This is a genomic window from Roseateles toxinivorans (assembly GCF_004362525.1).
GTDB classification, from domain to species: Bacteria; Pseudomonadota; Gammaproteobacteria; order Burkholderiales; family Burkholderiaceae_C; genus Paucibacter; species Paucibacter toxinivorans.
The window spans coordinates 240,706-253,628 of sequence record NZ_SNXS01000004.1; the positions used below are offsets into that span (position 1 = coordinate 240,706).

Annotated in this window: 8 protein-coding genes and 1 pseudogene; 3 read left to right on the top strand and 6 right to left on the bottom strand. The window is 68.1% G+C overall.

Annotation, left to right across the window (positions count from 1 at the left end; all coding sequences use genetic code 11):
* The first annotated feature begins 6 nt into the window (after positions 1–6).
* Positions 7–771 carry an IS21-like element helper ATPase IstB gene (istB, locus tag DES47_RS16285; RefSeq protein ID WP_133701795.1) on the top strand — a complete coding sequence of 255 codons (765 nt, stop codon included), beginning with the start codon at positions 7–9 and terminating at the stop codon, positions 769–771.
* A 193-nt stretch (positions 772–964) separates the two neighbouring features.
* On the opposite strand, the pseudogene DES47_RS16290 reads toward istB, so the two are convergent.
* Positions 965–1,150 (bottom strand): annotated as a pseudogene (locus tag DES47_RS16290) (LysR family transcriptional regulator); the annotation flags it as partial.
* Positions 1,151–1,247: 97 nt separating this feature from the next.
* Between DES47_RS16290 and DES47_RS16295 the strand changes: the two are divergent.
* On the top strand, positions 1,248–2,267 hold the full coding sequence (locus tag DES47_RS16295; RefSeq protein WP_133701797.1) for a zinc-dependent alcohol dehydrogenase family protein: 1,020 nt from the start codon (positions 1,248–1,250) through the stop codon (positions 2,265–2,267).
* 288 nt (positions 2,268–2,555) lie between these two features.
* Here the strand turns inward: DES47_RS16295 and DES47_RS16300 are convergent, their stop codons facing one another.
* Together DES47_RS16300 and DES47_RS16305 are read right to left on the bottom strand one after the other, a co-directional pair.
* On the bottom strand, positions 2,556–5,369 hold the full coding sequence (locus DES47_RS16300) for a sensor histidine kinase (RefSeq protein ID WP_133701798.1): 2,814 nt from the start codon (positions 5,367–5,369) through the stop codon (positions 2,556–2,558).
* Positions 5,366–8,200 carry a sensor histidine kinase gene (locus DES47_RS16305; RefSeq protein ID WP_133701799.1) on the bottom strand — a complete coding sequence of 945 codons (2,835 nt, stop codon included), beginning with the start codon at positions 8,198–8,200 and terminating at the stop codon, positions 5,366–5,368. Before DES47_RS16305 ends, DES47_RS16300 begins: the two co-directional genes overlap by 4 nt.
* A gap of 278 nt (positions 8,201–8,478) precedes the next feature.
* Here DES47_RS16305 and DES47_RS16310 point away from each other — a divergent pair, with 278 nt between their 5' ends.
* Complete coding sequence (locus tag DES47_RS16310) at positions 8,479–10,227, top strand: methyl-accepting chemotaxis protein (protein ID WP_133701800.1); 1,749 nt, start codon at positions 8,479–8,481, stop codon at positions 10,225–10,227.
* 58 nt (positions 10,228–10,285) lie between these two features.
* On the opposite strand, the gene DES47_RS16315 is transcribed toward DES47_RS16310, so the two are convergent.
* From DES47_RS16315 to DES47_RS16325, 3 genes are read right to left on the bottom strand one after another with little or no spacing between them, the layout of a single operon-like run.
* Positions 10,286–11,611 (bottom strand): ABC1 kinase family protein, encoded by a 1,326-nt coding sequence (locus tag DES47_RS16315; protein WP_133701801.1) that lies wholly within the window; start codon positions 11,609–11,611, stop codon positions 10,286–10,288.
* A complete protein-coding gene (locus DES47_RS16320; protein WP_133701802.1) occupies positions 11,608–12,063 on the bottom strand; it encodes a hypothetical protein in 456 nt (151 codons plus the stop codon). The genes DES47_RS16315 and DES47_RS16320 overlap by 4 nt, the downstream gene beginning before the upstream one ends.
* A complete protein-coding gene (locus tag DES47_RS16325; RefSeq protein WP_133701803.1) occupies positions 12,060–12,800 on the bottom strand; it encodes a TetR/AcrR family transcriptional regulator in 741 nt (246 codons plus the stop codon). The genes DES47_RS16320 and DES47_RS16325 overlap by 4 nt, the downstream gene beginning before the upstream one ends.
* Positions 12,801–12,923 lie beyond the last annotated feature (123 nt).

Sequence of the window (12,923 nt, forward strand, 5' to 3'; positions counted from 1 at the left end):
CATCCGATGTTGAGCGAACACACCCTGGATCAACTGCGCACCCTGCGCCTGGACGGCATGGTGCATGCCCTGCAGGACCAGAGCCACAGCACCGCAGCGGCCGAGCTGTCCTTTGACGACCGGCTGACGCTGCTGGTGCAGCGCGAGATCGCCTGGCGCGACGACCGGCGCGTGACCCGACTGCTGAAGGCCGCCAGGCTCAAGGTCAGCGCAGCCTGCATCGAGGACATCAACTGGCGAGCTAGCCGCGGGCTGGACCGCCACCTGATCGTCGCTCTGGCCGGCAGCGACTGGCTGCGCCACGCGCGCAATTTGCTGATCACCGGAGCCACCGGCAGCGGCAAGACGTGGCTGGCTTGTGCGCTGGCCCACCAGGCGGCCCGCAACGGCTTCTCGGTGCTGTACGTGCGCGCAGCGCGCCTGTTCGATGAGCTGCAGGTGGCGCACGGTGACGGCAGCTTCGCCAGGAGGCTGGTGCAACTGGCTCGGCTGGATTTGCTTGTAATTGATGATTTTGCGATTGCGCCCATGGGTGCATCCGAACGCAACGACCTGCTGGAGCTGCTGGACGACCGCACCAGCGCGCGCTCCACCCTGATCACGAGCCAGTTGCCGGTCAAGGCCTGGCACACCTATCTCAACGACCCGACGCTGGCCGACGCCATCCTCGACCGGCTCGTGCACGCCAGTCACAAGATCGAACTCAAGACCACCAAGTCCCTGCGTGATGCGGCCGAGGGGGGCGCCTCCGGCGGCCTGGCAGGAGCCTAAAAATTCAGATCAAGTCGAGCACTTATTAAGTTCCGACACAGCCCCACGGAGAGGTCGCTTCAGACTGATCGTGGACGATTCAGCTACATTTAAACCAGTTCCTGCGCGCCTCCCCGTCGCCGCCACGGCAACGTCAGTTTTGCCGTCCGCGATCAGCCTGAAATAGGCGTCCACGATCGCTGAAATACGCAGCAGTCAGACTTTGCTGCCGGGTGGTGCGCTGGAACAGCCGCACCTCCAGCCGAGCCTCCAGCCGGGCGATGCTCTTGGCCACGGCCGAACGCGTCTGGCGCAGCTGCTGGGCAGCCAACGCGAAGCTGCCCGACTCGGCCACCTTGACGAAGGTGGCAATGCCCTTGAGCTGGTCTTCGGTGCTCATGATTGGTTCCTGTTTGGAATCTGACATCGTACTGAATTGCATCACTGGCGATTTTCCATCGCCATAGACTGAATCATCGTCAACACACGAGCCTGTCATGCACACCTACCAACTCCACCGCGGACGGGGCCTTGAGGGCCTTGAGCGGATCACGCTGACCCGACGGCCGCTGCAGCCGCATGAGGTGCGCCTGCGCGTCCATGCCGCTTCGCTGAACTACCGCGACCTGATACTGGCCCGGGGCGGAAGCCCGGAGCGTCCACCCCTGGTGCCCCTGTCTGATGGCGCCGGCGAGGTGCTGGAGGCCGGCCGCGCCGTCACCGCCGTGGCGCCGGGTGACCGTGTCACCGCAGCTTTCTACCCCGATTGGCTGGACGGCCCACCGACCGTTGCGGGCACGGCCCTGGGCCTGGGCGGTGGTGGTGCCGGCTGGCTGACGCAGGAGCTGGTGATGCCCGGGCAGGCCCTGATCAAGCTGCCCGCGCATTTCAGTTACCGCGAGGGCGCCACCCTGACCTGCGCCGGCACGGCCGCCTGGCATGCGCTGTTCGAAGCGGGGAGCCTCAAGCCCGGCAGCACGGTGCTGCTGCAGGGCACCGGTGGCGTCTCGTTGTGGGCGCTGCAGCTGGCCAAGGCGGCGGGGATGAGGGTCATCATCACCTCGTCCGATGATGCCAAGCTGGACTTCGCCCGAACCTTGGGCGCCGACGCCACGATCAACTACCGCACCCATCCCGAGTGGAGCGTCGAGGCGCGCCGGCTGAGCGGCGGCGAAGGCGTTGACCTGGTCGTCGATGTCGGCGGGCGCGGCACCCTGACCCAGTCGCTGCGCTCGGTGCGCATGGCCGGCGCGGTGGCGGTGGTGGGCGGCGTCAGCGGTTTCGGCGGCGAGCTGGAACCCTGGGCGCTGATCGATGGCGCAAGCCGGCTGCTGGGCGTGCTGGTCGGCAGCCGGGCCATGACCGAGCGGCTGGCCCGCTTTGCCGAGCTGCACAGCATCCGCCCGGTGATTGACCGCACCTTCGGCTTCAACCAGGTGCCCGAGGCCTATGCCTGGCTGGAGAGCGCCCAGCACCTGGGCAAGGTGGTGATAGACACCACGGCGCCGCTGCTGTGAGCCCTGCGTTTCACGCCATTTTCACAATCCCCCGCTAACTTGGCGGCTTCAGCATCCCGGTCTGGAGCCTGTCATGCGCAAGATCCTGAAGTCGCTCGCCCCGCAAGCCCTGCTGGATCGCTATTTCGCCGACCTGCGGGTGTTCGTCTGGCCGCTCGACAAGCTGTCATGAACCGCACCCTGACCCACGGCCTGGTGATCGGCTGCACGCTGCTCTATGGTGTGCGCGAACTGCTGGCCCTGCAGCGCCTGCGCTGGGGCGCCAGGTTCAAACGCAACAGCCACTGATTACTTCGGGGCCGTCAGCGGCAGGTCGATGACGAACAGCAGGCCTTCGCCGGCCGGGCTGTGGGCGCTGATCTGGCCGCCGAACAGCGAGCTGATGATGTTGTGGCAGATGTACAGGCCCAGGCCGCTGCTGCCCTGGCCCAGCTGCGTGGTGAAGAAGGGGTCGAAGATGCGGCGCAGATTGGCCTCGGACAGGCCCACGCCGTTGTCGCGGAAGTTGATCACGACGCGGCCCTCGTGCGGCGTTCCCGCGGAGATCTGGATCAGACCCTGCGCACGGCCGGCCAGACCATGGGTCAGCGCATTGCTGACCAGCTGGGTCAGGACCTGACCCAGTGCCCCGGGGTAGCCATCCACCGTCAGATGCTCGGGCAGGTCCAGCTCGATGCGGTGGCCGGCATCGACGAAGCTGGACATCAGGGTGCTGAGGATGTCCTGCACGGTGCCGCGCAGATCGAAGCGGCGGCGGCGCTCGGCCGCGCGGTCGGTCGCCACCTCCTGGAAGCTGCTGACCAGCTTGGCGGCGCGGGCCAGGCCCTGCACCAACTGATCGGCCGCCTCCGTGGACTGGCGCACGAAGTTGCTGACATCCGAGTGGCGCAGCGTCTGGGCCCTGACCTTTTGCTCGAAGTTCAGCGCCTGGTGCTGCAGCGTGCCGGCAATCAGCAGGCTGTTGCCTATCGGTGTGTTGAGCTCATGGGCCACGCCGGCCACCAGCGCGCCCAGCGAGGCCAGCTTCTCCTGCGCAACCAGCTTGTCTCGCGCCGCCTGCAGCTGGGCATAGGCATGGGCATTGTCCAGCGCGATCGCGCCATAGGCGCACAGGGTGCGGAAGATGCGCTGCTCGCGCTCGCCGTAGGCCTCGGGCCGCATTGACTGGATGGTCATCGCCCCGAGCACGCGCTCACCGGCGAGCAGGGGGGCGAACATGCGGCTGGCCGTGTCCAGCGAGCCGGGGATCAGGTTGGAGTCGGGCTCGTCGTCGCCGGGCTTGCGCAACATCAACACCTCGCGACGCTCACGCACGCAGCGGGCCGAACCGGCATGGGGGTCGTCCAGCGCCACCCGGCAGGCCGGCTGCGGCTGGCCGTTCTCGATGAACAGCGCGGTGCTCAGGCCGAGGCCGTCGTTATCCATCAGATAGATGGCGAAGGACTCCGCGGCCAGCAGCCCCTGGACATGCCGGTTCAGCGCTTCGAAGATGTCCGCGGCATCGAGGTGGGCCGTGATCTCCTGCCCGACCTTGCTCAGGCGTTCCAGCGTCTGGCTGGTCTGCTCCAGCACCTGGGCACGCTGTACCTCGGCCAGGGCCAGCTGGCGATGATGCTCGCCCTCGGCCCGCGTCGTTTCGGTCTGGTAATGGATCTGCAGCGCGATCGCGCGGTTGGTGGCCTCTGCGCCATGGGTTTTCTCCCGGGCCAGGCTGGCCTGCTGCGAGTAGTCGTAGGCACGCTCGAAATCGCCGGTCTTGGCGTACTCCCGGGCCAGTTGGTCCAGCAGGTCGCCCGGCGCCGTGTAGCCCTGGATATGGGTCATCAGGGCCAGCGCCAGCTTCAGGTAGTGCAGGCTGGCCGTGCCCAGCCTCATCTCGCCGGGGGCCGGCAGGCGGTGGCGCTCATGGATATTGGCCAGCACGCGCAGCAGCTCGATCTGCCGGTCGATGCCGCTGCGGCTGCGCGCCAGCTCCAGCGTGCCGCGGGCCATCTCCAGCGCGTCCTCGGCGCGGTCCAGCTGCGACAGTGCCTGTGCCTCGCCGATGCGGGCATCGATGACGAAGTCGATATGGTTCAGCACCTGGGCACGCGCCTCGAGCTGGGCGAAGTAGGCCAGCGCCGCCAGGTGCTGCTCCTGATTGGCGCTGAGTCGGCCCAGGTACATCAGGTTGATGGCATAGGCCCGCGAGCCAGCCAGCGGCTGCATCACGGACAGCGCCTCGCGCAGCAGTTCCTGTGCCGGCTCAAGGCGGCCGAGGCGGCGCAGCGTCTCGGCGGTCTGCATCAGGCATTGCCCCAGGCTGGACGGCCAGCCGGTCGGTCGGGCCAATGCCAGGCCGCGCTCGAACCAGGCCAGCGCCGAGTCGTTGTCATTCAGGTTCGAGAACGAACGGCCCACCGAGGTGGTGGAGACTATCGCCAGGCGCAGCTGGCCGCTGGCCTGTGCCGCTTCATGGGCCGCCATGAAATGGCTGGCAGCGCGCCCAAAGTCGCCGATCAGGCCGGCGCACAGGCCGCGATAGTCCTCGGCCAGCGCGCGCAGGCCGGGCGACTGCTGTGCCAGTGGCAGGGGGAACTCCACCGGCTCGCGGGCGAGGCGGATGTCGTGCAGCACGGTCGAGCGTGCCAGGCAAGCCCGGGCCAGGTTCTCGCGCAGGGCATCGCCGCGGCGCCGTGCCAGGTCGGCCGCGGTTTCAAAGTTCGCCTCGGCTTCGGTCGTCCGGCCCTGGTCGAGGCGGACCATGGCCAGCAGCATGCAGGCATCGGACTGGCCGATGCTGTCGTCCAGCCCGGAGAAGACGCTCGTCGCCTGCTGGATCAGCGTCGCGGCCGGCTCCAGTGCTGCGGTCTGCAGCAGGTGCTCGGCCAGCACCAGGTCGAGCCGGGCCAGCGCCCGCCCATGCTCCACGGCTGCCGCGTCGACGTCGATCAGCGCCAGCGCCTCGTCGCGCAGGCTCAGGGCGCGTGCCTGCTCGCATTGGCGCAACTGCCAGGCCAGTGCGACCAGCGGCGCCAGGCGCGTCGGGCCATGCGCATCGGCCAGCGCAGCCTCGAGCGCTTCACGCCCGGCCATCGGTGCAAAGAACTCTGGTGGACTCATGACTTGCCCTCGGGCGCCTGACGCGGCAGGTCCAGCGTGAAGCGGCATCCCTCGCCGGGTCTGCTATCGGCGCGGATCTCCCCGCCCCACAAGGTATTGACCAGGGTATGACAGACGAACAGGCCCAGGCCGCGACCGCTGTGCGCGCCGGCGCCGGCATCGTCGGCGGTGGAGAAGGGCTCGAACAGGCGCCGCAGCCTGTGCCCGTCCAGGCCGATGCCATTGTCTTGCACGCGGACCAGGATGCGGTCGCCGACGGCCTCCGCCGCGAGGGTGACGCAGCGCTCGCCGGCCTGATGGTCCGCGGGATAGGCATGCAGCAGCACATTGTCCAGCAGCTGCGCCAGCACATGGGTCAGGGCCTGCGGATAGCCCGACAGCATCAGGCCCTCGGGCAGGGCCAGGCGCAGCCGCACGCCGGCGGTCTGCAGCCGGGCCTGCAGGCCACGCAGCAACTGCTGGCCGACGGCAAACAGCTCGAACTCCTGGTGTGGCTCGGTCGGCCCCCGGCCGGCCAGGCGGGTGAAGCTCTGCACCAGGCGCGAGGCCTGCTCCAGCCCGCTGACCAGCAGCGCGCTGGCCTGGGTGCTTTCTTGCGCAAAGCCCTGCAGCTCGGCCCGGCGCAGCTCGTTGGCCCTGAGCTTCTGGTTCAGCGAGCCGGCACGGTGCTGCAGCGTCTCGGCCACCAGCACGGCATTGCCCAGCGGGCTGTTCATGGCCTGGGCCACGCCGGCCACCAGCGAGCCCAGCGTCGCCAGCTTGTCCTGGGCCAGCATCTTGGCCCGGGCCTGGCGCAGTTGCTCGTAGGCGCGGGCATTGTCCAGGGCAATCGCGCCATAGGCGCAGAGGCTGCGGAAGATGGTCTGTTCCCGCTCGCCATAGGCATGGGGGCGTACCGACTGCACGCTCATCACGCCCAGCACCTGATCGGCCACCATCAGCGGCGAATACAGCCGGCTCAGGGTCTGCAGCGTGCCGGGCACCAGGCTGGGGTCATATTGCTCGGGGGGCAGGTGGACGACCAGCTCGCGGCGCTCGCGCACGCAGCGGGCGGTGTTGGCAAACGGGTCGTTCAGTGCGATCAGTTCCACCGGCAGCGGCTTGCCGCGCTCCAGCACATAGGAGGTGCTGAGGTGCTGGCCATCGGGGTGCAGCAGGCAGATGGCGAACGCGTCGGCCGACAGCATGGCCTGGGCATGCTCGGCCAGCGCCTCGAAGACTGCGTCGAAGCGCAGCTGGGCGGTGATCTGCTGGCCGATGCGGCCCAGCTGCTCCAAGGTCTCGCTGGTCTGCTGCAGGGCCAGCGCGCGCTTGTGCTGGGCGGCGGCGAGTTGCCGGTGATAGGCCATCTCGACACGGGCGCGCTCGGTCTGGTGGTGCACCTGCATGGCGATCGCGCGGTCGGTCGCTTCCTGGCCGTGGATCGTGCCCCGCGCGACGCCGGCACGCTGCGAGAACTCGTAGGCGCGGGCAAAGTCGCTTTGGCGGGCGTACGCGCGAGCCAGCTGTTCCAGCAGCTCCGGTGGTGGTGTGTAGCCGCCCACGCCGGCCATCAGGGTCACGGCCTGTCCGAGGTAGTGCAGCACCGCATTGGCCTCCTGCATCTCGGCTGGCGGCGGCAGCGCATGCCTGGCATGCATATCGGCCAGCGCCTTCAGCACATCGGTCTGGCGCAGCACATTGGCCAGGCCGCGGGACTGCTCCAGCACCTGCAGGGCCAGCGCCTGCGCCTCCCGCGGGCGGTCGAGCAGGGACAGGGCGATCGCCTCGCCCAGGCTGGCATCGATGATGATCTCGTTGTGGTTGAGGCCTTGCGCGCGCTGGCCCAGCTCGCGGTAATGGGCCAGCGAAGCTTCGTGCTGGCCCATGTCCCGCTCCAGGTGGGCGAGGAACATCAGTGTCCAGGTGTAGGGGCGCGAGCCCGCCAGTGGTGTCAAGGTCTGCAGGGCCTCATGCAGCAGCTCGGAGGCGGCCTGGTGGCGGCCGAAGTTGCGCAGCGTCTCGCCGAAGTGCATCAGGCACACGCCCAGCGACCAGGGCCAGGGTCGCTGGCGCGCCAGGGCCAGCGCGCGCTGCATCCAGGTCAGGCTGGACTCATGATCGTTGAGCTTGGCATAGGAGCGGCCCAGCAGGCTGGTGCTCTCGACACAGAGGCGGAACTGGCCGCAGCGCGCCGCCGCCTCCTGGCTGGCGGCATAGTGGCCGGTGGACTCGGCAAAGTCGCCGCGCAGTGCAGCGGCCAGGCCCAGGTATTCGCTGTGCACGGCGGTCACGCAGGGATGGGGTTCGCTGCCGGGCTCCAGAACGCTGAAGCGCTGCGGCGACTCGGCGCGGCGGATATCGCGCAGCAGCTCCGAGCGGGCCTTGGCGATCTGGGCGAAGGCGATTCGCGCCGGGTCGCGGGCCAGCATCGCCGCATGGGCGGCGGCCGACCAATGGGCCTCGGCCGGCAGCGACTGGCCGCGGTCGGCCATGATCTGCGCCTCCAGCATATGGGCATCGGCCTGGCCCCGGGCATCGCCCAGCTTGTAGAACGCGGCCTGACCCCGCTGGCAGGCTGCGAGCGCCTGGTCCAGCTCGGCGTTGAGCCAGGCCACCTCGCCGTCGAGCATGTCCAGCCTGGCCTGCACATGCAGGCGCTCGTTCTCGCTGCTGGTGCTGGTGACCAGCAGCGCGCGGGCCTCCTCGGACAGCGCCATCGCGCGGCCGCCATCACGCTGGCGCAGATGCCAGGCCAGCGCGGGCAGCAGGCTCAGTCTGGCATGGGCGTGCAGCTGCTCAAGGGCTGCTTCCAGCCCGGCCAGTTCCCCGTCCAGCGCGAACAAATCCAATGCGCTACCTCGCCAATGCCCTGTCTCCTGCCGATGATGCCACTGCGCCGCCGGTGTTTTTGCCCACTTGTGGCGACCGTGCTCTCGGGGTCAACCCGCGCTCCGTCGGTTCCTGGGCTAAAAAGACATTACTGATAAAAACGGTCTGAATCTGCAATATCGGTCTTTGCGTCGCCGCAGCACTTCATTCGGGCGCGGCCGCGCCGAAAAGCTGTCATCGACGCCTTTGCCGCGCGGCACCGCGTGAGGGCCCACCCATTGATCTGTGAAAGCCCCTCATGAACTTCTTCAAGAATCTCAACATCGGCGCACGCCTGGGTGCCGGGTTTGCGCTGCTGATCGTGATCGCGGTGGCGGTGGTCCTGCTGGGCCTGTCCCGCCTGGCCGAGCTCAACGAGAGCCTGCAACTGATCGGCCATGATCGCGTGCCCAAGGTGCAAAGGCTGGCCGATATCTCCGACGACGTGCACCTGATTGCGCGCGAACTGCGCAATGCCTTGATTCTTGAGGACCCGGCCCAGCAGCGTGCGTCGCTGGAACTGGCCACCAAGTCGCGCGAGAACATCGGCAAGCTGCTGGACCAGCTCGCCCCGACCGTCACCTCCCCTGAGGGCCGAGCCCAGCTGGCTGCCGTGCAGACCGCGCGCGCGGCCTATGTGCCGGTGCAACTGGCGCTCATGGACTTGATAGCCAAGGGCCAGCGCGACGAAGCCAAGGCCCTGCTGGTGGACAAGCTGCGATCGGTGCAGCTCGAGTACATGAAGCAGCTCGACGGCTTGAAGGACATGCAGATCGGCCTGATCAACAAGGCCGCGACCGACGGTCAGGCTCAGTACTCGCAGGCGCTGGTGCTGATGCTCGGCCTGCTGGCGGCGATGGTGACCGGAAGCGCCGCCGTGGGCTGGTTCATTGCACGCTCGATCACCGTGCCGATCGCCCAGGCGGTGAAGGTGGCGCAGACCGTCGCCGCCGGTGACCTAAGCTCGCACATCGAGGCGCAAAGCAAGGATGAGACCGGCCAGTTGCTGCAAGCGCTGAAGGCCATGAATGACAGCCTGGTCACCGTGGTCGGCACGGTGCGTCAGGGTTCAGACTCGATTGCCACCGGCTCTGCACAGATTGCCACCGGCAATGCCGATCTGTCGCAGCGCACCGAGGAGCAGGCCAGCAATCTGCAGCAGACGGCGGCCTCGATGGAGCAGCTCAGCGCCACCGTCAAGAACAACGCCGACACTGCCCGCCAGGCCACTCAGCTGGCCAGCTCGGCCAGCGTCGCCGCCGCCAAGGGTGGCGTGGTGGTGGGTCAGGTGGTGGGCACGATGGAAGCCATCACCGCCAGCAGCAAGCGGATCAGCGACATCATCGGCGTGATCGACGGCATCGCCTTCCAGACCAATATCCTGGCGCTGAATGCGGCCGTCGAGGCGGCGCGGGCCGGCGAACAGGGCCGCGGCTTTGCCGTCGTGGCCTCCGAAGTGCGCAGCCTGGCCCAGCGCTCGGCCGAGGCGGCCAAGGAGATCAAGGTGCTGATCAATGACAGCGTCGTCAATGTCGAGACCGGCAGCCAGCAGGTTGGCGAGGCCGGCCGCACGATGGACGATATCGTGGCCCAGGTCAAGCGCGTCAATGACCTGATCGCCGAGATCAGTGCCGCCACCATCGAGCAGACCGCGGGCATCGGCCAGGTCAGCGATGCCGTGACCCAGCTCGACCAGGTGACGCAGCAGAACGCCGCCCTGGTGGAGGAAAGTGCGGCCGCGGCCGACAGCCTGAGCCAGCAGGCCGCCAAGCTGGTGGCAGCGGTGAGCGTGTTTTCGCTGGGCGGCGAGGTTCGTGGTCATACCGCGTCCACGCCGGCTCCGCGGGCCATCACCCCCAGCTTCAGCGCCAGGCCGGCCGCAGGGAAGCCCGCTGCGCCCAATGCCTCGCCCAAGCCGGCGCCGCGCCCCATGCCCAAGCCGACCGCCAGCAAGGCTGCCGCGCCGGCAGCGGCCGGTGCCGCGGGTGATGACTGGGAAAGCTTCTGAGCGTCAGGCGCCCACTCATCGGCAGCCGTTTATGCCGGCGTGGCGGTGGCTTGCCCGTTCATGCATGAATCCATCGGTTGGTGGTGCGCACCCGCGCGCCCAGCGCGCGCAAGGTCTGCAGCAGGCCCAGATAGCTTCGGTCGAAGTAGGGCATCTCGGGTGCCATGGACTGCAAGTGGGTGAGGGCGGTGCGTTGCCGGTCGGCGTGGGTTCTGGGCGGCGGTGGGTGTTGACCGAAGTCGAACACCGCCTGGGTGAAGGGCTGGACCTGCCAGGCCAGAAAGGGATTCAATGCCGGCAGCAGCTCATCGCGAAAGCGGTCGGCGCCCAGTTCGGGCGAGATCAGGCCCAGGGCCAGATAGGCCTGTTGCAGTGCCTGATGATCGCAGGGCTGGCGCAGCAGCGCATTCCAGGCGGCACTCAACCCCGCGCAGAAGGCGGGTGACAGCGTCTGGGTGCAGCCGAAATCCAGCAGCCCCAGGCGCCCCTTCGACATGAACAGGCTGTTGCCCGGATGCGGGTCGGCCTGCAGGCGCCCCAGCACGAAAACGCAGTGCAGCAACAGGTCGAAGAGCAGCTGGCCATAGCGGTCGCGCTCGGCCTGGCAGGGCCCGCTGGCCAGCCATTCGTTCAGGTGCAGGCCGGGCAGGCGCGTCATCGTCAGGACGCGCTGGCTGCTGCGTTCGGCCACCGGCCGGGGCACGACCAGGTCGGGCATCGAAGCCAGGTGCCGGCCGAACCAGCGCAATTGTTCGGCCTCCTGCCGGTAGTCCAGCTCCTCGGCCAGCTTGAGTTCGATGTCGGCCATCATGCGCGCCAGCACCTCGGGCTTGGGCAGCGACGCCGAACCAAGGGCCAGGCCCTGCAGCAGCCCGCGCAGCAAGGCCATATCGCTGCCGATCGAGGCGGCCATGCCGGGGTACTGCAGCTTGACGGCGACGGCCTCGCCGCTGTGCAGCGTGGCCCCATGCACCTGGCCCAGACTGGCGGCGGCAAAGGCCTGCGGCTCGAAGCCGGCGAACAAGTCCTCCGGCCCGGCGCCGAACTCCTGGCGCAGCAACTTGATCACCAGCGCCCGGTTCAGTGGCGTGACCTGGTAGTGGGCGCGTGCCAGCTCCCTGCGCATGCCTTCGGGCAGCAGGCCCAGCTCCAGGCTGAGCAACTGCGAGGCCTTCAACGCCGTGCCCTTGAGCTGATTCAGCGCGCCGAACAGGATGCGGCCCAGCTTGGCCTCGTGGGCGGCGCGGGCCTGCGTGCCGGCATCGTCCGACTGCGTCAGCACCTGTGCCTTGCGCGCCAAAGCAGCCATGCCAAGCTTGACCGCAGCGGTGCCCGCGATGGCGCCACGGGCCAGGCGGCCGCTGTGCGGGGCTTTGCCGCTCATCCCAGCCGCTCCCAGACCTGGATCAAGTCGATCAGATGCGCCACACCGTAGCCCAGGCAGATCAGCGAGCTCCAGATCAGGAAGGGCGTCACCTGCGCTGGGGCGAACCATTGCAAGGGGATCAGGGCCAGGCCGCGCAGGCAGTAGATGGCGGTGATCAGGGCTAGCGCCAGGCGCGGCCAGGGCAGCATCCATGCCAGTGACTCGGGCGGCGCCCAGGCGCCGCTGGCCGTCAGCGCGTACAGCGCCCACAGCCCCAGCACCAGAGCAATGCCGCTGGTCAGCAGCGGCGGCCACCAGTGGCCGGCCTCGCTCATGCGGGCCATGCCTTCGCCGGCACCGAAGAAGCGGTACCAGCGCGCCCCGCCGAACACGATCAGCACATGCAGGGCCGCGGCGATGCCGCTCAGGGCGGCGGCCAGCAGCAGCCAGCCGTTGACGTCGGCCTTCATCGCTGCACCCCCGCCGAGAGACCGCGCCTGGCCAGGGCGAGCAGGTCCAGCAGGCCGCCGCCCTGATCCTGCAGCAGCCGCGCCAATTGGCTGCGCAGCATGAAGCCGCCCAGGTCCAGCAGCTTGTTGATGATGCCGCTCTGCAGTGCCAGCACCAGCACGCCCAGGCTCAGGTCAATCAGCTGCGTGGTGTTGCCGAATTCATCGGACTCGTCCTTCAGCCAGTAGGCGGCGACGCCATAGACGTAGTCGGCCAGCAGGCCGCCCAGGCTGGGCGTGAAGGCGCAGGGGGCAATTTCGCCGACGGCCTCGGCCTGCTCCAGCATGTCGACAAAGGCCTGCTGGAGCAGCTTCTTGCCCGGCATGGCCTGCCCCAGCAGCAGCATCGGTGCGCGCTGCACCATCTGGTGGGCCATGGCGACGAATTCGCGGTCGGCGAGCAGCAGTTCAAGCAGGCTGTCGATCAGCAACTGCATGCGCTCCTGGAGCGCGAACGCCTGTTGCCCTTTGGTGCCGCCCATCAGTGCCAGCGCCTCGCCGGCCTGCAGCTCAAAGTAGGCCAACACCAGCTTCTCCTTGCTGGGGAAGTAGTTGTAGATCGTGGCGTCTCCCAGCCCGGCGGCGCGACCGATCTGCTTCATCGTCGTGCCGTCGATGCCTTGGGCCGTCATCAGATCGACCGCGGTGCGGAGTATCAAGCGCCGCGTCTTGTCCTGCTGTGATCTGGAAGTGCGCATTTATGTGTTCTAGATACCGTATATTGTGATTATTGTGCAATTTATTGGATAGTTGGTATTCTTTTGTGGGGTGTTGAGGGCAATGCCTTTGGCGGCGAACCCGGCTCCACAGCCTCGCGAGTC